Source organism: Singulisphaera rosea, from assembly GCF_054877945.1.
This window is the reverse complement of the sequence record NZ_JBTYIP020000002.1, coordinates 411,106-433,549: the sequence shown is the minus strand read 5'-3', so window position 1 is coordinate 433,549 and position 22,444 is coordinate 411,106. Positions and strand designations below refer to the sequence as shown.

Genomic DNA, 22,444 nt, shown 5'->3' with positions numbered 1-22,444 from the left:
CGGGAGGATTCTGTGCGCAGAGGACCGAGTCGGTTGGCAACGACCCGGCCCTCCACCTCGCAGCAACAGACCTGGGTCAGGCCCGACCTCGGAAGCGTTGGTTGAAGGCGACGGCGAGGACGACGACGGTGCCGAGCACCAGGCCCTCGACCTGGGTGCTGTCGAGGTCTAGGACGACGAATCCGGTCCCCTTGATGACGATCTGGATCAGCAAGAGGCCGAGGACCGTGCCGCGGATCGATCCGACCCCGCCGGAGAGACTACAGCCACCGACGACAGCGGCGGTGATCGCGTAGAGCTCGTAGGTGACGCCGAGCCGGGGGTCGGCCTGGCCAGCTCGGCCGGTGAAGAGGATGCCGCCCAGGGCGGCGAGCATGCCCGATAGGCCGTAGGCGATCGCCTTCAGCCGTCGCGTGGACAGGCCGCTGAGCCGGGCGGCCTGCTCATTCCCGCCCAGAGCGTAGAGGTGTCGGCCGAGGACGGTGGCGCCCATCATCACGCTGGTCGCGACGGCGACGACCGCGAACACGCCCAACGCCCACCACGCCTCTCGGCCCGGCAACCGGTAAGCGTCGAAGCGGACCGTGATCGGCTGGTTCTTGCAGAGGATGGTGGCGAGGCTTCGAAGTCCCGCCATGGTCGCCAGCGTCGCGATGAAGGGTGGGAGCCGGAACCGATTGATCATGAACGCATGGCCGAGGCCGACGAAGAGCCCCAACAGAAGAGTCAGGAAGAACGCCAGCGCGATCACGCCATTGGAGGGCGGAGTCGAGGTGTTCGGGCCCCCCCGGAGCCAATCGGTCACGAGCTTGGCGCTGAAGATCGAGGCCAGCGCGACGACCGAGCCCATCGAGAGATCGATGCCGCCGGCGATGATGACCACCGCCGCGCCGACGGAAAGCACCCCGAAGAGGGCCACCTGGTGCAGGAGCGTCTTCCGGTTTTGCCACTCGAAGAAGGCACTCGTCGGCGCGAGGAAATAGATCAGGAGCAAGACCGCGCCGATGCCGACGACCAGGCCCCACTCGGGGGCCCGGAAGATCGCGAGCCAAGACGACCGGTCCGAAGATTGTTGCGATGCGGAGGCGTTCGTCATGACGATTTCAGGCCCTTGCTGCCCAGCCACATCTTCATTTCCTTGATGTCAATCACGTTGTCTCCCTTCACGGGAGAATCCTTCGACGGCACGATAACTCGGACGCCGGTGTCGATGACGGTTGCGTTATTGGGCAGCATCTCGTTAATCGTCTTCTGATCTTTCTCGATATAGGCCTTCAGGAGCCGGACGCCTTGGTATCCCATCTCATAAGGATTCTGACAGACCGAGACGTCGATCTGTCCCTTCTCGATGTGCTCGATGGCCAGCTCGTCGAGGTCGAACGTGATGACAGAGACTTTCTTCCGGAGCTCGGGAGACTGTCCGACTTCTTCGGCGATCCTCGGGGCGTTGTAGGACCAGAGGCCCAGGAGCACGCCGAGGTTGGGGTACTTGCTGATGGCCGTCACGACGTTCGACTGGGCCCGGTTCTTGTCGCCCTCGTCATTGAAGACTTCCTTCTCGATGAACGCCTTGCCCGCACCCGCGAAGAATCCCTCGCGTCGTTCGATGGCGTTGGCCGCCGAAGGCTTGCCGACGAAGATCGCGGTCTCGCCCCCCTGCGGTCGGATCGCCGCGGCCGCCTTGCCGGCGAATTCCCCGGCCTTGCGGTTATTCGTGCCGATGTAGGCGCGCCGGGTTTCGGAGGGCCCGTCCGAGTCGATCGTGATCACGACCTTGCCGGCCGACTGGAGCTCGAGCAACTTGTCGGCGATCCCCGGCGAGTCGGCTTCGAGGACCGAGACGGCCACGCCCTGGATGTCAGGGAGGCTCAAGGCTTCTTCGAGCCGCTGGATTTGGCCTTCGGTCGTCCCCTCGTTCCGCTTCATCGTCACCTGGGCGCCGAACTTCTCGCCGCCGTCGGTCATCCCTTTTTCGACGGCGTTCCACCAGTCGGCGTTGCTATTGGTGATGAAGAGGAGCTTGGGCCCCTTGGTCGAGCCCTTGGACGTGGTCGAGGGACCTTCGCCCGACGCAGGGGGCGGGGTTCCCGAGTCGCCGCAGCCGGCGAGGACCATCGAAATCGACAAGGCAAGGAGGCCCCACGGCCCGCGTCGGCACGACGTCGCTCTCACTTGTTCATCCCCCTGGGCGGATCGCCTTGAGAATCGTTGAGCCGGCCATCTTAACCGAGCCGGACGGCGAGGGAAACGTACTGGCGGTGGGCTTTACGTAACGCCCGATTCAGGCGTTTTTGGAAAGGGCAGCGTCGCCGTCGACAGGGTCCCTCGCGATCGCGGGCCTTGGTTTGGACGGAGCCCGGACGCTAGGATGGGCCTCGCGTCAGCGGCTGATCGAGGCACTCCAAGGGTCCAAGGGCGATGGCCTTCGACGATTCGCGACGGATCCGGCTTCGAGGGGTCCGTGTCCATAACCTCAAGGGGATCGACCTCGACCTACCGCTCAACCGGCTCATCGTCTTCTCGGGAGTCAGCGGTTCGGGGAAGAGCTCGTTGGCGTTCGACACGCTCTACGCCGAGGGCCAGCGGCGCTATATCGAGACGTTCTCGGCCTACACCCGGCAATTCCTCGAGAAGCTCGACAAGCCGGACGCGGACCGGATCGATGGGATCCCGCCGGCGATTGCCGTCTCGCAGCACGGCACCAGGCGCTCGAGCCGGAGCACGGTCGCCACCGTGACCGAGATCCACGACGATCTCGGGTTGCTGTTCGCGCGGGTAGGGCAGGTCGTCTGCCGGGTCTGCGGCCATCAGGTCGAGCCGGCGAGCCCGGCCACCGTGGATCGGGCGATCGCCAGCTTGCCCGAGAAGACGCGCTATCAGATCGCCTTCCCGATGGAGGTCCGGCCCGAATCGGACCGTTCGGCACTCGCGTCGATCCTCCGCGAGGACGGGTTTACTCGCGTCCAGGTCGATGGGCAGGTCCTGACGCTCGAGTCGGGCGCGTTCCCTGAACCCTCGAGTGGGCAAGTGGACGTCATCGTCGACCGGATGGTGCGCGGGAGCGACTCCCCCGCGCGTCGGCTCGACTCGATCGAGACGGCGTTCTCGAAAGGGCTGGGTCGTTGTCGAATCCTCACCGACGCCGAGACTCTCAACTTTTTTCAAGGGTGGCGTTGCGGCCATTGCGGCGCCGATTACCCCGAGCCGAGCCCTCGGCTATTCTCCTACAACAGCCCGCTCGGGGCCTGCCCGACGTGCGAGGGCTTCGGACGGGTCATCGACCTGGACCTGGAACGTATCGTCCCGGACACCTCGAAGAGTCTGCGTGATGGGGCGATCGTCCCCTGGACGACCCCAGGCTACCGCGATCGGCTCGAGGACCTGCTCGACGTCGCCCCGGCCCTGGGGATCCCAATCGACGTGCCTTATCGCCACATGTCTCCGGAACACGTCCGGCTCATCGTCGAAGGGGACGTCGCTCACGGTTATCCGGGGCTTCGGGGATTCTTCCGGGCCCTCGAGAAGAAGTCTTACAAGATGCACGTGAGGGTCTTCCTTGCACGATGGCGAGGGTATGCGCCTTGCCCTGACTGTGGGGGGACACGATTCCGGCCCGAAGTCCTCGCGGTCAAGGTGGGGGGGCTCGACATCGCGGCCGTCTCGGCCCTGAAAATCCGCGAGGCCAGGTCTTTCCTGAATCGCATCCTCGAAGAGGACGGTAATCCGATCGCGCGGCGGATCCTCAGACAGACGACCAGCCGGCTCGAGTACCTCGAACGGATCGGACTGGATTACCTGACGCTCGACCGCCAGGCGAGAACCCTTTCCGGGGGCGAGGCGCAGCGGGTGGCTCTGACGACCGCTTTGGGGTCGGGCCTGGTCAACACGCTCTACGTCCTCGACGAACCCTCGGTGGGGCTCCATCCTCAGGACGTGGGCCGGTTGCTCGGGATCATCCGGTCGTTGCGGGATGCCGGGAATTCGGTCGTCGTCGTGGAGCACGACCAGGACATCCTCCGATCGGCCGACCTCCTCGTCGATATCGGGCCCGGGGCAGGGGAGTCCGGCGGTCACGTGCTCTACGCTGGCCCCCCCGCGGAGATCGCGGGGACGGAGCACTCGGCGACCGCCGACTTCCTCACGGGCAAGCGCAGGCTCCTCGTGCCGAACCGGAGGCGTCCGCGAGATAAGGGGGCGCTCCGGCTGTCGGGGGCTCGCGGGCACAATCTCAAGAATCTCGACGTCTCATTCCCCCTGGGTGTCCTCTGCGTCGTCACCGGCGTGAGCGGGGCGGGCAAGAGTACGCTGGTCGAGGAGACGCTCTATCCGTCGCTCCGCCGGAGGTTGGGTAACGAGGCCCTCCCCGCGGCGCAACACACCGAGCTGACCGGGACGTCGGCAATCGAAGATTGTATTCTCGTCGATCAGTCGCCGATCGGCCGCTCGGGCCGCTCCAATCCCGTGACTTACCTCAAAGCGTTCGACGAGATCCGCAAGACGTTCGCCGCCTCGCACGAGGCCAAGCTCCGCAACTACGGCGCGGGCCGGTTTAGCTTCAACGTCGAAGGGGGCCGGTGCAACGCGTGCGAAGGGAACGGCTTCCAGACGATCGACATGCAATTCCTCCCCGACGTGATGATCCGATGTCCGGAATGTCAGGGGACGCGCTATCGTCCCGAGACGCTCGAGATCCTCTATCGAGACCGCAATATCGCCGAGGTGCTCGAACTGACCGCACGGGAGGCCTTCGTCTTCTTCCGCCACCGACCCAAAGTCTTGGCAAGGCTCCGGCCCCTCATGGATGTCGGCCTCGACTACCTGCGCCTCGGACAACCGGCTTCGACCCTGTCCGGCGGCGAGGCCCAACGCCTGAAGCTGGCGAGCTACCTCGCGACCTCGCCCTCGGCGATCACGCGCTCGGCCAACCGGAACCGCACCCTCTTCATCCTCGACGAGCCGACGACCGGGTTGCACCCGTCCGACACGTTGAAGCTGCTCGATGCCCTGACCTCGCTGCTCGACATCGGCCACTCGCTCCTGATCGTCGAACACAGTCCCGAGGTGATGGTCTGCGCCGACTGGATCATCGACCTCGGGCCGGGGGCCGGTGACGAAGGAGGTTCCATCGTTGCGGAAGGCACTCCTGAGGAGGTTGCCGAGATGGACACGCCGACCGGGCGTGTGCTGGCCTTGGCCTTGCGTGGATAAGTCGCGGAGACGAAATTGTCCTGGCCTTGGGAACCTTTTTCGAGAACAACGCTCTGATCTCCTTGGATCCTCGTCGATTCGGCGCCGGGTGTAAGGTGGTCACGAGGAATGGTCGGCGTCGGGTCGAAGTCAGCGACGGAGGAAGTGCGATGGGCAAAGGCGGCGGGTACACCGGACCGTTGGAGCAGGTGGGGCCTTGCCAGTGGCGGATCCCCAAGAGCTACCGATCCGACATGCGCGTCGACGGCCTGATCTTCGCCGACGAGTCGCTCATCGATCAGATCAAGAAAGATCAGGGGCCCGAGCAGGTCGTCAACGTGGCGACGCTGCCGGGGATTCAAAAAGCGAGCCTGGCAATGCCCGACATCCACTGGGGATACGGGTTCGCCATCGGCGGCGTGGCGGCCACCGACCCCGAAGAGGGGGGCGTGATTTCCCCCGGAGGCGTCGGGTACGACATCAACTGCGGCGTCCGGCTCTTGCGCACCGACCTCACCTGGTCGGAGGCCAAACCGAGGATCCGCGAGCTCGTCGACCAGCTCTTTCGCGACATCCCCACGGGGGTCGGCCAGAGCGGGAAATATCTGTTCGACAAGCCGAAGCTGAGCCAGCTCATGGAGCAAGGCTCTGCTTATGTGATCGCGCAGGGTTGGGGGGCCGCCCGAGACCTGGAGTTTACCGAGGCGCGCGGCCGGCTCGACAATGCCGACCCCGACCGGGTGAGCGATCGTGCCTATACGCGTGGGTATGATCAATGCGGCACTCTCGGCTCGGGAAACCATTTCCTGGAAGTCCAGGTCGTCGACCGAGTCCTCGACGAGACCGCGGCCGGAGTCATGGGGTTGCAGGAGGGACAGATCACGGTCCTGATCCACTCCGGCTCGCGCGGGCTGGGATACCAGGTTTGCGACGACTACCTCGGCGTCTTCAAGGGAGCCCCCAAGAAGTACGGGTTCGACCTACCCGACTGGCAGCTCGCTTGCGCTCCGGTGCGGAGCCCCGAGGGGCAGTCGTACATCGGGGCCATGCGCGCGGCGGCGAATTACGCCTGGTGTAACCGACAATTGCTGACCCACCAGGCTCGAGAGGTCTTTGCCAGGGTCTTCGGAGTGCCTTGGGAGTCCCTGGGGATGGACCTGGTCTACGACGTCGCGCACAACATCGCGAAGTTCGAAGACCACGACGTCGGTGGGGGTGCCACGAAGCAGGTCTGCGTCCACCGCAAGGGGGCGACCCGGGCCTTCCCGCCCGGGCATCCGGAGATCCCCGAAGCCTATTTCGGCATCGGTCAGCCCGTCATCATCCCCGGAAGCATGGGGACGGCGAGCTGGGTCCTCGCCGGTTTGCCGGGGAGTATGGTCCACTCATTCGGGACCACGTGCCATGGCGCGGGTCGGATGATGAGCCGCACGGCAGCCGTCAAGCTGGCCGCCGGTCGTCGGATCGATAAGGAGCTCGACGCGCTCGGGATCGTCGCCAGGGCCCGGGGCCATAAGGGGCTCGCGGAAGAGCAACCGGCGGCGTACAAGGACGTCGACCAGGTCGTCGAGGTCGTCGACAAGGCGGGCATCTCCAAGAAGGTTGCCCGCCTCAGGCCCGTCGGGGTCATCAAGGGCTGAGTGGTGCCAGGAGGGGCTGTTTCTCGAAGGGAAACGGACCCTCCCGATCGACTCCTCGTCTCGAATCGGCGAACTCGCGACGGGACGTTCCTTCACCTATAATTGGGAACACCGGGTGTCCCAAGGGAAGGATCGCTTGCACATGAGTGTCGCCGAACGCAGTCATGACCTCGAACGGACGCTCCACGAGCGCTTCGGGCTGGCGCAGTTCCGTCCCGGCCAGCGCGAGGTCATCGAGAACGTCTTGCAAGGTCGAGACGTCCTCTGCGTGATGCCGACCGGCGGCGGAAAGAGCCTCTGTTATCAACTCCCCGCGCTGCTCCTCCCCGGCCTGACCCTGGTCGTGAGCCCGCTGATCGCCCTGATGAAGGACCAGGTGGACGCCCTGACCCAGCGCGGGGTGCGGGCGACCTTGATCAACAGCTCGCTCGACGCAGCCGAGCAACGGGTCCGGATCCTCGAGATCGAGGCGGGACGCTACGACCTCGTCTATGTCGCCCCGGAGCGGTTCCGCAGCCTCCGGTTCCTCGAGGCGATGGCGAAGGCCCGACCGGCGCTCCTGGCGATCGACGAGGCCCACTGCATCAGCGAGTGGGGGCACGACTTCCGCCCCGACTACGCCAAGATCGGCCACGCCAGGCGCCGGCTCGGCTCGCCGGCCTGCATCGCACTGACCGCCACGGCCACCGACCTGGTGCGTCGAGACATTGCCGACCAGCTCGATCTCCGAGACCCCGCGCAGTTCGTCACCGGCTTCGACCGGCCCAACCTCGGCTATTCGGTAACCGAAGCTCGCCGAGACGCCGACAAGCTTGTCGCCCTGGCCGCCGTTCTCGAGCAAAATCCCGGGCCTTCCGTGATCTATGCCTCGAGTCGTGCCCGTTGCGAGTCGATCGGTCAGTTCCTCGAGCGCGAGCTCCGACGCTCGGTGGTCGTCTACCACGCCGGGTTGCCTCGCGAGGACAGGACCGCGGCCCAGGAACGGTTCATGAGCGGCGAGGCCGAGATCGTCGTCGCGACGAACGCCTTCGGCATGGGAGTCGACAAGGCCGACATCCGGTCCGTCGTCCACTTCAACATGCCGGGGACGCTCGAGGCCTATTATCAGGAAGCGGGGCGTGCCGGGCGTGATGGGCGGAACGCCCAGTGCGTGCTCCTGTTCGCTTACGGCGACCGATTTCTCCAGGAGATGTTCATTGAAAATGAATATCCTCCTGCCGAAGCGGTTTATCGGGTCTACGAGTATCTCCGTGCCCAGGATGCCGACCCGATCGAGCTGACCCATGCCGAGATCAAGGAGGCGGCTCATATCGAGCTGAACGAGTCGGCGGTCGGCACCGCCGTGAAGATCCTTGAGGGGGCCGGTGCGGTCGAGAAGTTCCTCCCGAGAGAGAACATGGCGATCGTCCGGATCAACGCCGAGGCCGACGAACCGAGCTTCCTTCCCAAGCTCGGGGCCCAGGCGCATGTCCAGCGGATCGTCCTCATGGGGTTGGAAGCCCACGTCAACCGAAGGTTCGGAGAGCCCATCTATTTCCACCCCGACGAGTTCGCGACGACCCTCGGGATCGATCGCCAGGCGTTGAATCGGGCGATCCGGGCCCTCGTGGCCGAACTTCCCATCGACTACGTCCCCCCCTTCCGAGGCAACGCGATCCGCGTCATCGATCGCACAAAACGCGCGCGGGACCTCGAGATCGACTTCTCGGTCCTCGAGAAGCGCAAGCAGCGCGAATACGACAAGCTCGAGCGGATGCTCAAGTACGCGCAGACGAAGCTTTGCCGGCGATCCTACATCCTCGGCTACTTCGGTGACTCGAACGCCGATCGGATCCACTGCGGCCACTGCGACAACTGCGGCCTGGGCGAGGGCAGAGGCAGCGGCCACTCCGACACCGAGATCGACACGCAAGGGGGTCGCGAGGTCATCCTCAAGGCCCTCTCGGGCGTCGCCCGGGCCAAAGGCCGGTTCGGTAAGACCGTGATCTCTCAGATGCTCACCGGCTCCGGTTCCGAGAAGATGGACCGGTGGGGGCTGAAACGGCTGAGCACTTACGGCGTCCTCTCGACGTTCCGCCAGACCGAGGTCGCCGAGCTCCTGGATTCGCTCGCCTCGGCAGGGTTCGTCGAATATCCCGAAGTCGAGCGGTTCCGCCCGGTTGCCGATCTCACGGCGCGAGGGTGGGAGCTTCTCAAGGGCCAGGTGGACCACCCAATCCGCCTCGCGTTGCCGGACGACCTTGCCGTCAAGATCCGCAACGGCGGCCTCGAACGGCTGGCCAAATCGCCCGAACGCACGACAAACTCTTCCCCGGCGCTCCCTTCGGCGACGATGTCGACACGGAGCGAAAGAGATGAGCCAGACGCGGAGGCGACGACGTCGGAATTTGAAGGGGACCCACTATGGGAACGTCTGAGGACGTTGAGGAGCGAATGGGCCAGGGAAGCGAAGCAGCCCCCGTACTGCATCTTCAAGAACGAGACCATGGAGGCGTTGGTCCGGGAACGGCCGCGTACCCCTCAGGCACTTGCGGGGATCAAGGGGCTCGGACCCGCCCGGATCGAACGCCATGGCGCGGCACTCCTCGCGGCGGTGGCCGAGTTCTCGGGGGTGGAAGTCGCTCCTTCGGATCGTCGAGCCGCACGCGACGACTCGACGCCGGATCGACCCGGTGATGGACACCGGGCCGAATCCACGCCTCGTCGAGACCTGTTTCCCCCTTCACGTTCCACCCTTGACGAGGAGGCCCCGACGTCGCGCGAGCCTTCGAAGCCGGTTCGTGGAAGAGAAAGAGACGACGGTGGCGGGTCGTCGAGCCCTCGCCAAGCGATCTCGACTTCCGCACCTCGGCGCGCCGAGGAATCGCATACGCCGACGGCCTCAGCTCATCCGAAGCCGGAATCTGAGAAGGACGCCGCGACCGCGCGGCCTTCTCGATCAAGTTCGAGTTACGTGCCGACCGAGGAGTGGACCTGTCGGCTGCTCGAGAAGGGGTTCACGACGGACGAGGTCGCCGCGATCCGAGGTCTGGATGAAGGAGCCATCCTTCGCCACGTCAACCTGGCGCTCCGTCAGGGACGGACGTTGGCCCCCGAGACGTTCCTCGGCCCCGACCTGGCCAAAAGCTGGGCCGCCTGGCGAGCCGAGCATGGCGACGCCCCTCCTCCCGCGGAGTCGGGGCGGTCGACCGAGTTGTGGAGCCTCTACCTGGCATGCAAGCCGAGGGGATGACGGAGCAGCTCGGGCTGGTCACTCGCCCAGGCGGGGGTTCCGCCAGACGATCTGGGCGCGGTTGCCCGCGGGGTCATTGAAGAACGCGGTGCGGATCTTGTCGTTGTCGGCGACGGTGTCGGTCTCGAAGACGATCCCCCGGGCTTCGAGGTCGGTGCGGGCCTTCGCGAAGTCGTCGACCCAGAACGCGACGTGGCAGACCCAGCGTTGGTTGACCGCCGACTCCGGGTCCGGGCGGCCGATGATCTCGATGGCCATGCCCGCGTCATCGGCCAGGAAATAGCCGGGCGGGTTACCCCCCCCCTCGACGAGGACGCGCATTCCAAATGCGTCGACGTAAAAATCCTTCAGGGCTGAGGTGTCGTCGGCATAGATCGCGAAATGCTCGAGTCTGGCCATGGTGAATGGGCTCCGGGGTTTCGCTTCAAGATTGGGGGGCGTTGTCGGCCAGCGCCATAATCGTGTCCCACTCGCCGGCGCTGACCGGTTGAATCGAGAGGCGACTTCCCTTTCGGAGCAACTCCATCCCATCGAGGGCCGGGACGTTCCGCAAAGAGGGAAGGCTGAGGGGTGGGTCGATCGCCCGCACGCCTCGGATCGACACCTGGAACCAGGTCGGCTTGTCCGGCTGACTCTTCGGGTCGTAATGCTCGTCCGAGGCGTCGAACGCGGTCGGGTCGGCGTGTCCCTCGAGCACGACCTCCGCCACTCCCGCGATCCCGGGCGGCTCCGCGTTCGAGTGGTAGAACAGCACGAGATCTCCCAGCCGGACCTGGTCCCGGAGCATGTTCCGCGCCTGGAAGTTCCGCACGCCGCCCCAACCGGTCGTCCGGGCTGGCTCCGCCATCAGGTCGGAGAAGGAATAGCAGCTCGGTTCGGATTTAAACAACCAATAGGCCATAACTGGGTCCGCCTCTCTCCAGTCCTTAGATGGGCGTGTCCGCGTTCTCAGGGGTTGTCTGTCTAATAACCTGCAACGCTGCCGTTCCTAAACTTCGCGCCACCGCGTTCCGAAACCTTTTAATCCTTAAAGAGCGGGTTGGCTCATGAGGCGAGATTGGTGCCGACGTCATCCCACAGGTTGGGCATCGCCCACCTGTCTTTCCCAGTGGCGATCGAAGGTAGGAACGTCATCGACGCACTCCGCCCCATCTTCTATGGTTGGTGACGTCGACCAGGCCTCCCGGAATTCTGGTGGGCAATGCCCACCCTACAAGGAGCGCAGCACCGATCTCGCTACATGAGTCGACGCCCGTTCTACAACGCCGCATGCGATCCATCTCGAACGGTCCACCGTTTTGCCAGACTTCCGACTCGCTCGCAAGCTCTCCTTCGACACAGCGGTTGAGCTTCGACACTCGGCCGGTCCACTGGAAATGAGGATGCTTCGATCCATTCTCAGCGTCAGCGACGCCTCGTCAGGTCGAACGACCAGTGCTATCCTCTGTTGATCGTGTCAGAGGAGCGGGTTTCTCACGGATCCTGACTGCAGCGATGGGAGAAACCCCGGCCGGGCTTCGCCCGTGACGATCCGAATCCAGGTCGAGGAGTGAGTGGTGCGCGTTCCGTCCCTCATGAAGCGATGAGTCTCTCGGTCGTCGGCCTGGTGCTGTTCTCGGCGGTCCTCCATGCCTCGTGGAACGCCCTGTTGAAGGGGGGATCGGATCGACTTCGATCCGCGACGATCATGGCCATGACCGGGACCGTGATCTCGGTGGTCCTGGTCTCAACCCTCCCGGCGCCTCGACAGGCGAGTTGGCTTTACATTGGTCTCTCGGGGGCGCTCCACGTCGCGTACAACGTCCTGCTCGTCGCGACCTACCGCGAAGGTGATCTCGGGCTGATGTACCCCATCGCCCGAGGGTCGTCGCCGATGCTGGTGACCCTGGGAGCCGCGGCGGTCGCCGGCGAACGACTCGACTCATCCTCGTTGCTCGGCGTGGTGCTGATATCGGGTGGGATACTCGGTCTTGCTCGCGATCGACGAGGCCTCTCCACGTCCTTTTCCATCGCCCCGGCCTTGATGACTGGCGCGACGATTGCCGCGTATACCGTCGTCGACGGGGTCGGGGCCAGGCTTTCGGGCGATTCTCGAGCGTACGCCGCCTGGCTGTTCTTGCTCGATGGTCTACCTATGCCGCTGATCCTGATGGCTCGAAGAAAGGAGGGTTCCGGTCTCCGACTCGACGTCGAATTCCTCCGATCCGCCCTCGGAGGCATCGTCTCCATGGTGGCCTACGCGGTCGTGATCTGGGCGGCGAGCATCAGCCCCATGGGCGAAGTCTCGGCCCTCCGCGAGACTAGCGTCGTCTTCGCCGCACTGATCGGCCGCGTCTTCCTCGGCGAATCCCTTGGCGTTCGACGACTTTCCGCATGTGCTGTGGTTACGTTGGGTGCAGCTTGTCTGGGATATCATCACCGATGAACGCTCGGTGGGCGATGCCCACCCTACGGGGATGGAGAACACTTCCCGCAGGGTGGGCATCGCCCACCGGATTCGTTGAGAGACATGATTCTATGTAGATATTTGGTCTGTTTCGTCGGGAGTTGTCAATAGTTCGGGTTCAGGCGACCGAGATGACCACCTTGCCGGTCAGTGTCCCGGCCCCACCGACGGTGTTGGCCTCCAGGAACTCCTCGGCCTGGGCGGCCTGATCGAGCGTGAAGGCCTGCCCGACTAGCCCCTTGAGACGCCCGGATTCGCACCAGCGGTACATGTCGTCGGCGCATCGGCGTTGTTCGTCGGGGGAGGCGTTGAACATGGCGAAGCCGAGTAGCGAGCAGTCCCTTGTGTATAAGGGGCCGAGGGGCAGGATCGGCTTGGCCGTGCGCCCGGCGATGAGGATGATCCGGCCCTTCTTTCGGAGCAGGGGGACGGAGACCTCGAGGTTGGGATCGCGCTGGGTTTCGAACCAGAGGTCGAGGCCGTCGGGGGCGAATTCTCGGAGTCGTGCGGGTAGGTCGTCGGTCTTGTAGTTGAGCGCGAGGTCGGCCCCGAGCTTCCGGGAAAGCTCGACCTTCTCGGGGGTACCGCAGGAGGTGGCGACCTTGGCCCCGACGGCCTTGGCCATCTGGATGACCATCGCGCCGACGCCTCCCGTACCGCCGGGAACGTAGAGCTTCTCGCCTGCGGAGAGGCGGCCATGCTGGAAGAGTCCGAGGTGGGCGGTGATCCCGACGAGGGCCATCGCCGCGGCCTCGGCGTCGGAGACAACGTCGGACGTGGGGTAGAGCCAATCTTCGTCGACCGCGATGAACTCGGCGGCCGTGCCTTGCCGTCCGAACATCCCTTGATTCGAGCCCCAGACCCGGTCACCTTTGCGGAAGCGCTTCGAGCCCGGATCGACCTCCTCGACGGTCCCGGCGAAGTCCGAGCCGATGACGTAGGGCAAGGGGGACAGGATCGGGAGGAAGCCGGAGCGGAAGTAGAGGTCGATCGGGTTCAGGGCCGAGGCGCCGACCTTGACGAGCACCTGTCCGGGGCCGAGTTTAGGGCGAGGCAGTTCGCCCACCTGGATGACCTCGGGGGATCCTGTCTTCTCGAGATAGGCGGCTCGCATCGGTCTGGCTCCGGTTCTGGCACGAGGTCTCGTCGCGGGTAGGACCGGGGCTCGGCTCAGTCGATCCGGACCTGGATCTCGTCCCCGACGACACGGGTGGGGTAGCTCCCCACGCAGGTCCGGAACCCCCCGATGTGGCGGCCGTCGACCAGGCTGAACCGCCACCCGTGCCAGAGGCACGTGACCGACTTGTCGTAAACGATCCCGTCGTGGAGCGGAAGGCCCTTGTGCGGGCAGATGTCGTCGATCGCGTAATACTCGCCCGACTCCAGGAAGACGGCGATCGGACGACCGTCGACCTCGGCCGGATGTCCGCGTCCCTCGACGATCTCGCCGACCCGGGCGACCGTCTGATAATTTTCGGCTTCCAAGGCTTGCGCATCCTGGTGGGGGCGGGGGACCGGACGCGCCGCGACCGTCCTCTTGCGGGGCGTCGTCGTGAACCCCATGATAGCGGCCGGTGTCGAAGGGGGGGAACCCCAAGAGGATTCTCGCAAGGTAACCGGAAACATTCCGACGATGAGCGACCCCAAGCCCTCGACGTCGCCCCCCAACTCGCCCTTTCCCGAGGCGTCCCCGCTCGGGAACAAGGTCCTCGACCACACCGACGGTTTGAAACTCGACGACCTCGGCGAGGAGGCCGCTGACCAAAAGCTCGCGGAGATTGAAATGATCGGCGAGGAGGCGGCCGCAGGCTGGAGGCCCTCGCCCCATCAACCGCTCGCACCCGAGGTGCGCTACCTGCACATTTCTCGGACCATCAATCAACTCATCACCGACCGCAATCGGTCCGTTGGGATCTTCCTCGGGATGGCCTCGCTCCTCTTCGCGGCCTCGACCGCGCTCCTGAATGCCAGGCCTGAAGTCGTTCCCATCATCCCCTTGAACCGGATCCAGTACTGGTGCCTCCCCGTCACGTTCGGCACCTTGGCTGTGATCGGGGTGTTCATGTGCCTGATCCTGGTCCGCACGCGAGTCGGCCTGATCTATGAAGTTGCGAAGATGAATTCCCTCCTCGGCCTCCCTTCGGAGCGAGTGAAGCGGGTGAATCCATTCTCGATCTTCTTCCTGATGTACCTGATGGTAACGCTCCTCGCCTCGGCGTGCGCCGGGCTGACCGTGGGGTGCCTGGTTCCCGGGGCGTCGGCGGCGCCTCCGCCGAGTGCGAAAGAAAAGCTCCGCGAGATCGCGGTCGAGGCGGCCTCCGGAGAGTCCGGAGTGATCGTGGGACTGATCGTCGCGGTCGTCTACACGCTCTTTTTCCTCGGATCGTATTACGGCCTGGTCCTGAATGCGACCACCGAATCCAAGCTCGTCAAGGCCCGTTCTTGAATCCTCATGCCTGAACGTCAGCATGTCTGCGTTTTTTGTGGATCTTCCCCTGGCACGCGTGAAGTCTACCTCGAGACGGCCGTGCGACTGGGGCAATCCCTGGCGCTTCGCGGACTCGGCCTCGTCTACGGCGGCGGTCGAGTCGGCCTGATGGGGGCCGTCGCCGACGCGTCGCTCAAGGCCGGCGGTCGCGTCGTCGGCGTGATCCCCGACCCGCTCGCGACGAAAGAAATCGCGCACGACGGTCTCTCGGAACTTTTCATCGTCCGGGGGATGCACGAGCGCAAGGCGTTGATGGCATCCCTCTCGGCCGGATTCCTGACGCTCCCCGGCGGGATCGGGACCTACGAGGAGCTCTTCGAAATCCTCACCTGGAGCGCCCTGGGACTTCATCGCAAGCCGATAGGAATCCTCAACGTCGCGGGCTACTTCGACCCGCTCCTGTCGCTCCTCGACCACGCGGTCTCGGAAGGCTTCCTGAAGCGGGACGAAGTCCTCGACATCGTCGTCTCCGACGATCCCGACACGATCGCAGGCCAACTCCTCGAGCACCGCCCACGATCCAAGCATCGGACCTGGATCAAGATCGACGAGACCTAATCCCGGGGCCCGCGACTCGGAACGACCCCAGCCCGTCGACCTGCTGTCGCGAGGGTTTTGGTTGTGTCGAGGCGCGATCCCTGCGAATTCCGCTTGATTTTGGGCCGCCTACCTAGCAATAATCTTCCCTTCGGCGCGAGCCTAGGCTCGCCCACGGTACGTACGGAGTTGGCTGAGTCCATGAAAACGAAAACCAAGCATCGCAAGAGTTACAAGTGGCGCAAGAAGGCCGATAGCTCGCCGATCGCCAAGGGCCGCCGCCCCAAGCGTCACGGGGTCCGCAATCCCAAGAAGCGTAAGCATATTGGCGGTGCCGGCCTTTGATCGGCCCGAATCTCGAAAGAGAACGCCCCGATCCACCAAACGAACCTCCCGGCTCAGGCCCTTGACGACCCCTTTTTGGGGGAGGGCGTGAGCCGGGAGGTTCGGCGTTTGGGTTCGGTGGGTTCGCGGGAAGAAGTTCAGACCAACTCGGGCATCGGCGTAAAGGTATCGACGAGGTAATTCGGCCGCCCGAACCGATTCGGGATCGTGGTCGAGGCGTCGATGCCGAGGTTGTGGTAGAGGGTGGCGAAGACCTCCTGGAAGGTCACGGGGCGATCCTTGGGGACCTCGCCGAGGCGATTGGTCGAGCCGATGACCTGACCCGTCTTCATCCCCCCCCCGGCGAGCAAGGCACACGCGACGCTGGGCCAGTGGTCGCGGCCGGCCTGGGCGTTGATCTTCGGGGTCCGTCCGAACTCGCCCCAGACGACGACGGTAACGTCCTTGTCGAGGCCACGTGCGTGGAGATCTTCGATCAGCGCCGAGAGGCCCATGTCGAGCTTGGGAAGCCGTTCGCGGCACTGGCCGAAGTTGTCGCTGTGGTAATCCCAGCGGCCGAACCCGATGGTCACGCATCGGACGCCCGCCTCGACGAGCCTGCGGGCCATCAGGAAGTGGTCCATGCAGCAAGGGCCACCGTCGTCGACGTTGACCATGTCGCCGTGGCCGTACTTCGCGCGAAGCCTGGGGTCTTCCTTCGTCACGTCGAGGGCATCGACCAGCTTGGTCGAGGTAAGGACCTCGAAGGCCCGGCGCGTGAAGGCGTCCATCCCCTCGATCGAGCCGTTCGCGTCGACGTCCTGGCGGAGGGCGTCGAAGCTGCGGAGCAGGCCTTTGCGGTCGTCGAAACGGCCGAGGCTGATGTTCTTGAGAGTCAGATTCTCGAGACCTGCCCCGTTCGGAGTGAAGGGGGCGTACTTGACGCCGAGATAGCCGGGGTCGCCGTTGTTCGCCCAGGGCATGTGGCCCATCTTGGGCGAGAGGCCGACGAACGGGGGGACCGCCGAGTCGACGGGCCCCTGGAGCTTCGACACGACGGCACCGAGGCTGGGACGTCCCCCTTGTTGCTTGCTGTCGGCGGCCGAGTAGCCCGTGAGGCACTGGACGGCGGCGTGCTCCCCGCGCGCACCGACGAGCGAACGGATGACGGCGATCTTGTCCATGATCTTGGCGAGGCGCGGCATGTGCTCGCAGATGTCAAGGCCCGGGACGTTGGTCGGGATCGACCGGAACTCGCCGCGGATTTCGGCCGGGGCGTCGGGTTTGAGGTCGAACATGTCCTGGTGCGGCGGGCCGCCCGCCAGGAAGACCATGATCACGGCCTTGTGCGAGAGCCCCATGCCCGACGAATCCTGGGCCGCGAGGACCTGAGGAAGCGACATTCCCCCCAGCGCCAGGCCACCGATCTTCAAGAAATCTCGGCGCGAGATCCCATCGCAGAAGCCGCCATGGCTCCTGCCTTGAATGGTCAGCATTCGTCGGTCCCCCGGTAGGGCTTGTTCGCCTTCGCCTCGCGGTTCGGCAAGTATTAAACATTGTAGTCCGCACCCGTTCCTGGTGCAAACCATGCCCTTAAGAATTCTCCATCAAATCCAAATTTCGGGGATGGAGAAACCTTGCGGGAGTTTTCGCAATTCTTTTTGTCGAAAATGCCTCAAGTCCGATAGACCCCGGGCGTCCGTCCCCTTACAATTCCTGAGGTGTGACCGATGAGCACGACGGCCGGATCGTTCCGTCGTCGGGGTGCAGGTCGGGTGTCTGCGAGGAGAGACGGATATGACCGAGTCTTCGGATCGTTCGCTCCTCGATTTGATCCGACGTCACGGTCCGCTCTCGGTGGCGGAGATGGTGGAACGCCTCGGCGTGACGCCGACCGCGGTCCGCAACCGCTTGACCCGGCTGGTGGGCTCCGGCATGGTGGAACGCCGGGCTGAGCACGGGGGCCGAGGGCGCCCGAAGCACGCCTACCATGCCAGTGCCGAGGCGCATAAACGACTCGGCCAGAATTACGCGGACCTCGCCGTGGTCCTCTGGGACGAGATGATGCACGCGGTCGAGGACCGCAAGCTCCGCCGGCTCCTCTTCGGCCGGATCACGGAACGACTGGCCGAGCTCTATCGCTCCCAGGTGACCGGGGACGAGTGGGAAGGCCGGCTTGTGCAGCTCGGGACGATCCTCCACGACCGCGGCGTCGAGACCGAGGTCACGCGAGGTGAGGGGGGTATGATGTCGGTGCTCAAGCAGCACTCCTGCCCCTATTACGAGCTCGCCGAAGTCGACCGGGCCGTCTGCGCGATGGAACGGAAAATGTTCGAGAAAGTCCTCGGTCGTGGGCTCCGCCTGAGCCAGTGCCGGCTCGACGGGCATCGCTCGTGCGACTTCGAGGCCAAGCCAATCGTGACGTCTGGGCCGGCCAAGGCCGTCTGAGTGGGGTCCCGCGGGTGCGCGGGCCCGCCGACCTGACCGCATAGGAACCTCTTCGACCGGATCCCAACAGGGCAGGAGACTGATGAGCAAGGTCCTTCAGATTACCGACCTCCACGTCGCCATCGACGGCAAGGAGATCCTCAAGGGGGTGAACCTCACCATTCGCCAAGGTGAGGTGCATGCCTTGATGGGTCCCAACGGTTCGGGCAAGAGCACCCTCAGCTACGCGCTCATGGGGCATCCGAATTACGAGGTCACGCAGGGCTCGGTGACACTCGACGGGACCGATTTGCTCGAGCTCGAGGCCGACGAGCGGGCCAAGGCCGGGGTCTTCCTCGCCTTCCAGTACCCGACGTCGATCCCGGGCGTGACCGTGGCCAACTTCATCCGCCACGCCGTCACCAACGTCCGCCGCCCGGACCGCAAGGAAGGCCAAGACCTGATCCCGATGCGCGAGTTCCGCAAGGAGCTCCGCGAGCAGATGGATGAGCTCGGGATGGACCCCGACTTCGCCCGCCGCTACCTCAACGAAGGCTTCTCCGGCGGCGAGAAGAAGCGGGCCGAGGTGCTCCAACTGGCCATGCTCCGGCCGGCGTTCGCGATCCTCGACGAGACCGACAGCGGGCTCGACATCGACGCGGTTCGGGTCGTCTCCGAGGGGGTCAACCGGGTCGCGGCCAAGAACGGCACCGGCGTCATGGTGATCACGCATTATCAACGCATCTTGAACTATATCAAGCCGGGATTCGTCCACATCTTCTACGGTGGCCGGATCGTCGAGAGCGGCGGCCCCGAGCTCGTCACGCTCCTGGAGGCGGAGGGCTACGACTGGGTCCGCTCCAAGTACCCCGAGGCGGCCAAGGACGAGGAAGAGCTCGAGCAGCAGGCGGCGTCCTCCGGCCGTTCGGCGTTCTGAAACATCCACCACCGAGGAAGGGATAGACCGCAATGGCGACCGACCTGGGCAGCCAAGTTCAAGGGATCAAAGACGAGTACAAGTACGGGTTCCACGACTCGGAGGCGAACTACTCGTTCAAGAGCGGCAAGGGACTGACCCGCGAGATCGTCGAGCAGATCTCGGAGATGAAGAACGAGCCCGACTGGATGCGGCAACTCCGCCTCAAGGCGCTCGACGTCTTCTGGCAGAAGCCGACCCCGACCTGGGGCGGCGAGCTCGCCGAGCTGAACTACAACGATATCCACTACTACATGAAGGCGGCCGACCGCCAGGGGAAGACCTGGGACGACGTCCCCGCCGACATCAAGAACACGTTCGAAAAACTCGGCATCCCCGAGGCCGAGCGGAAGTTCCTCGCCGGCGTCGGCGCCCAGTACGAGTCCGAGGTCGTCTACCACAGCCTCCGCGACGACCTCCAGAAGAAGGGGGTCATCTTCGTCGACACCGACACCGCCCTCCGCGAGCACCCCGACCTCCTCAAGGAATACTTCGCGACGATCATCCCGATCCACGACAACAAGTTCGCCGCGCTCAACTCGGCGGTCTGGTCGGGCGGCTCGTTCGTTTATATCCCCGCCGGCGTGAAGGTCGACATCCCGCTCCAGGCCTACTTCCGGATCAACGCCGAGAACATGGGCCAGTTCGAGCGGACGCTGATCATCGTCGAGGAAGGGGCCCAGGTCCACTACGTCGAAGGGTGCACCGCCCCGATCTACACGACCGAGAGCCTCCACTCGGCCGTGGTCGAGATCGTCGTCAAGAAGGGGGGCCGCTGTCGCTACACCACGATCCAGAACTGGGCGAATAACATCTACAACCTCGTGACCAAGCGCGCCGTCGCCCACGAGGACGCCCTGATGGAGTGGGTCGACGGCAACCTCGGCAGCCGCCTGACGATGAAATATCCGGCCGTGTACATGGTCGGCAAGGGAGCCCGGGGCGAGATCCTCTCGATCGCCTTCGCCGGCAAGGGGCAGCACCAGGACGCCGGAGCCAAGGTCGTCCACGCCGCCCCCTACACCAGCTCCCGGATCATCTCCAAGAGCATCAGCAAGAACGGTGGTCGGGCCAGCTACCGAGGCCTCTTGAAAGTCGCCAGCGGCGCGAAGGGGGCGAAGTCCAACGTCGTCTGCGACGCCTTGATCCTCGACCCGATGAGCCGTTCCGACACCTACCCTTACATCGAGATCGACGAGGACGACGTCAAGATCGGCCACGAGGCCAGCGTCTCCAAGATCGGCGAGGAGCAGCTCTTCTACCTCAAGAGCCGCGGCCTTTCCGAGGCCGAGGCCTCCACGATGATCGTCAGCGGATTCATCGAGCCGCTCGTCAAGGAGCTCCCGATGGAATACGCTGTCGAGATGAACAAGCTCATCCAGCTCCAGATGGAAGGGTCGGTCGGCTGACGACTCGGACCCTCGAGGGCGTCGGCGTCCGAGTCGATCGGTCCGTCGACGTCCCCAACGGCTCTGCGCTTCCCCCCAGGCGCGGTCGACGGGTAGGCCCCGTCGAATCGCCCTCTGGACGAGAAGAGGAGCCGCCGGGTTAGATCGGAGCGACTCGCCCGAATGCTCGGCGAGGGTGATCGACGACGGAGGCCATTTAACCTCAGGGTCGTTCGCCGTCGGGCGTCCCCCGACATGCCTCGCGCCCTTCTCGGGCCGCGACGTCGATCCTGGACGTGACTCTTACAACGATCGGGATGGGATCGTCCCACCTGAGCCCTTGCCGCAAGACGCACAGAAAGACCGATGAGCGCCACAGCTACTCTTCAAAGCGGCTTCAATCAGGCAACGTTCGACCGTTTCTTGAAGGGCCGCGACGAGCCGAAGTGGCTCCAGGACCGTCGCCGGCAGGCGTTCTCGATCTTCCAGGCCATGGCCTGGCCGACCAGCCGCGACGAGGAGTGGCGCCGGACCGACATCCGGGCCCTCAAGCTCGATAACTTCAGCCCCCCCGAGACGGCTTCCCCGGATGCCGAAACCCGCAAGGCGCTGGAACCGGCCTGGGACGCGCTCGTCACGAATTACGCCACCGGCATTGAACATGTCAACGCTCAACCCACACGCTCGGCCGACCCCTCCAGGCTTGGCGGGGCGGTCTTCATGGACCTCGGGCGGGCGGTCAAAGAATTCCCCGAGCTGCTTGAGCGGTACCTCCTCACGGAAGTCGTGAGCCCCGGCACCGATGCCCTGTCGGCGCTCCATGCCGCGTTTTGGACGGGAGGGACGCTGCTCTACGTCCCTAAAGGGATCAAGGTCGAAGCACCCCTGTTCAGCCTCGTCGGCCTCGCCCGGGAGGGGAAGGTCGACCTCGACCACACGCTGATCGTGGTCGAGGATGAGGCCGAGGCGACCCTGGTTCGCGAGACCGCGGGCCGCGACCGGTCGAACGCCCCGGGCTTGCATGTCGGGGCCGTGGAGATCGTCGTCGGGCGGGCGTCTCGGTTCCGGTTCGTCAACATCCAGAACTGGGACGCCGGGACCTGGCACTTCAGCCGCGAACGTGCCCTCGTCGGCGCGGATGCGACCTTGCAGTGGACGGTCGGCGGCCTCGGATCGCGCCTCTCGAAGGTCAACCAGGAGGTTGCCTTGACGGGGCAGGGGGCTCGGGCCCAGGTCAACGGTGTCATGTTCACGACCGAGCGTCAGCACCTGGCCTACTTCACCCGACAAGATCACCAGGCCCCGAACACCACGAGCGACCTCCTCTACAAGGGAGGCCTCAAGGGCAAGTCGCGTGTGGTCTGGAAGGGAATGATCCGGGTCGAGAAGGACGCGCAGAAGACCGACGCCTATCAGAAGAATGACAATCTCGTCCTCTCCGAATCGGCCCGAGCCGACTCGATCCCCGGGCTCGAGATCGAGGCGAACGACGTCCGCTGCACCCACGGCGCGACCGCTGGCCGGGTCGACGAGGACATGATCTTCTACGCCCTCTCGCGCGGCGTCGATCGGGAGACTGCGATCCGCCTCATCGTCGAAGGGTTCTTCGCTAACGTCTACGACCGGATTACTCTCGAGCCGGTCCGCGAGACGCTCCGACAAGCCGTCGCCGACAAGCTGCGCGGTCTCGAGGATTCGCCGACAGCCTGATCCCTCGGCGAGATGCTCCGTCGAACGCACCTTCGTTTCGACGTCGACCGAACATCGAAACCCAACGCGAACGCCACGCCACTCCAACG

Annotated in this window: 18 protein-coding genes; 11 read left to right on the top strand and 7 right to left on the bottom strand. The window is 64.8% G+C overall.

Going from position 1 to position 22,444, the window contains the following annotated elements:
• Positions 1–76 precede the first annotated feature (76 nt).
• On the bottom strand, positions 77–1,126 hold the full coding sequence (locus ACYOEI_RS04830; RefSeq protein ID WP_462848191.1) for an ABC transporter permease: 1,050 nt from the start codon (positions 1,124–1,126) through the stop codon (positions 77–79).
• Complete coding sequence (locus ACYOEI_RS04825) at positions 1,093–2,127, bottom strand: substrate-binding domain-containing protein (RefSeq protein WP_462848190.1); 1,035 nt, start codon at positions 2,125–2,127, stop codon at positions 1,093–1,095. The genes ACYOEI_RS04830 and ACYOEI_RS04825 overlap by 34 nt, the downstream gene beginning before the upstream one ends.
• 291 nt (positions 2,128–2,418) lie before the next feature.
• On the opposite strand from ACYOEI_RS04825, the gene uvrA reads away from it, so the two are divergent.
• From uvrA to ACYOEI_RS04810, 3 genes are all read left to right on the top strand, one after another.
• The gene (gene uvrA, locus ACYOEI_RS04820; RefSeq protein ID WP_462848189.1) at positions 2,419–5,208 is read left to right on the top strand and encodes an excinuclease ABC subunit UvrA; all 2,790 of its coding nucleotides are present in this window, start codon (positions 2,419–2,421) and stop codon (positions 5,206–5,208) included.
• Positions 5,209–5,357: 149 nt separating this feature from the next.
• Positions 5,358–6,827, top strand: a complete 1,470-nt coding sequence (locus tag ACYOEI_RS04815; protein ID WP_462848188.1) for an RtcB family protein — start codon at positions 5,358–5,360, stop codon at positions 6,825–6,827.
• 142 nt (positions 6,828–6,969) lie between these two features.
• Positions 6,970–10,059, top strand: coding sequence for a RecQ family ATP-dependent DNA helicase (locus tag ACYOEI_RS04810; RefSeq protein ID WP_462848187.1), 3,090 nt, complete (start codon positions 6,970–6,972; stop codon positions 10,057–10,059).
• An 18-nt stretch (positions 10,060–10,077) separates the two neighbouring features.
• On the opposite strand, the gene ACYOEI_RS04805 is transcribed toward ACYOEI_RS04810, so the two are convergent.
• Both ACYOEI_RS04805 and ACYOEI_RS04800 read right to left on the bottom strand, forming a co-directional pair.
• The gene (locus tag ACYOEI_RS04805) at positions 10,078–10,458 is read right to left on the bottom strand and encodes a VOC family protein (protein ID WP_462848186.1); all 381 of its coding nucleotides are present in this window, start codon (positions 10,456–10,458) and stop codon (positions 10,078–10,080) included.
• A gap of 25 nt (positions 10,459–10,483) precedes the next feature.
• Positions 10,484–10,960, bottom strand: coding sequence for an EVE domain-containing protein (locus ACYOEI_RS04800; RefSeq protein ID WP_462848185.1), 477 nt, complete (start codon positions 10,958–10,960; stop codon positions 10,484–10,486).
• 681 nt (positions 10,961–11,641) lie between these two features.
• Here ACYOEI_RS04800 and ACYOEI_RS04795 point away from each other — a divergent pair.
• Positions 11,642–12,484, top strand: a complete 843-nt coding sequence (locus tag ACYOEI_RS04795; protein ID WP_462848184.1) for an EamA family transporter — start codon at positions 11,642–11,644, stop codon at positions 12,482–12,484.
• A 139-nt stretch (positions 12,485–12,623) separates the two neighbouring features.
• On the opposite strand, the gene ACYOEI_RS04790 is transcribed toward ACYOEI_RS04795, so the two are convergent.
• Complete coding sequence (locus ACYOEI_RS04790; protein ID WP_462848183.1) at positions 12,624–13,619, bottom strand: NADPH:quinone reductase; 996 nt, start codon at positions 13,617–13,619, stop codon at positions 12,624–12,626.
• A 56-nt stretch (positions 13,620–13,675) separates the two neighbouring features.
• Positions 13,676–13,990, bottom strand: coding sequence for a Rieske (2Fe-2S) protein (locus ACYOEI_RS04785; RefSeq protein WP_462848182.1), 315 nt, complete (start codon positions 13,988–13,990; stop codon positions 13,676–13,678).
• 148 nt (positions 13,991–14,138) lie between these two features.
• Here ACYOEI_RS04785 and ACYOEI_RS04780 point away from each other — a divergent pair, with 148 nt between their 5' ends.
• From ACYOEI_RS04780 to ACYOEI_RS04770, 3 genes are all read left to right on the top strand, one after another.
• The gene (locus ACYOEI_RS04780; protein ID WP_462848181.1) at positions 14,139–14,951 is read left to right on the top strand and encodes a hypothetical protein; all 813 of its coding nucleotides are present in this window, start codon (positions 14,139–14,141) and stop codon (positions 14,949–14,951) included.
• A gap of 6 nt (positions 14,952–14,957) precedes the next feature.
• Complete coding sequence (locus tag ACYOEI_RS04775; RefSeq protein ID WP_462848180.1) at positions 14,958–15,551, top strand: LOG family protein; 594 nt, start codon at positions 14,958–14,960, stop codon at positions 15,549–15,551.
• 180 nt (positions 15,552–15,731) lie between these two features.
• Positions 15,732–15,875: a hypothetical protein gene (locus tag ACYOEI_RS04770; RefSeq protein WP_462848179.1), complete on the top strand. Its 144-nt coding sequence runs from the start codon at positions 15,732–15,734 to the stop codon at positions 15,873–15,875.
• Between the two features lie 137 nt (positions 15,876–16,012).
• On the opposite strand, the gene ACYOEI_RS04765 is transcribed toward ACYOEI_RS04770, so the two are convergent.
• On the bottom strand, positions 16,013–17,350 hold the full coding sequence (locus ACYOEI_RS04765; RefSeq protein WP_462848178.1) for a DUF1501 domain-containing protein: 1,338 nt from the start codon (positions 17,348–17,350) through the stop codon (positions 16,013–16,015).
• A 301-nt stretch (positions 17,351–17,651) separates the two neighbouring features.
• On the opposite strand from ACYOEI_RS04765, the gene ACYOEI_RS04760 reads away from it, so the two are divergent.
• The 4 genes from ACYOEI_RS04760 to sufD all read left to right on the top strand — a co-directional run bounded on the left by ACYOEI_RS04760 (position 17,652) and on the right by sufD (position 22,355).
• Complete coding sequence (locus ACYOEI_RS04760) at positions 17,652–18,302, top strand: helix-turn-helix transcriptional regulator (RefSeq protein ID WP_462848177.1); 651 nt, start codon at positions 17,652–17,654, stop codon at positions 18,300–18,302.
• 82 nt (positions 18,303–18,384) lie between these two features.
• The gene (gene sufC, locus ACYOEI_RS04755) at positions 18,385–19,218 is read left to right on the top strand and encodes a Fe-S cluster assembly ATPase SufC (RefSeq protein WP_462848176.1); all 834 of its coding nucleotides are present in this window, start codon (positions 18,385–18,387) and stop codon (positions 19,216–19,218) included.
• A gap of 32 nt (positions 19,219–19,250) precedes the next feature.
• On the top strand, positions 19,251–20,666 hold the full coding sequence (gene sufB, locus ACYOEI_RS04750; protein WP_462848174.1) for a Fe-S cluster assembly protein SufB: 1,416 nt from the start codon (positions 19,251–19,253) through the stop codon (positions 20,664–20,666).
• A 345-nt stretch (positions 20,667–21,011) separates the two neighbouring features.
• Positions 21,012–22,355, top strand: a complete 1,344-nt coding sequence (sufD, locus tag ACYOEI_RS04745; RefSeq protein ID WP_462848173.1) for a Fe-S cluster assembly protein SufD — start codon at positions 21,012–21,014, stop codon at positions 22,353–22,355.
• Positions 22,356–22,444: the final 89 nt, after the last annotated feature.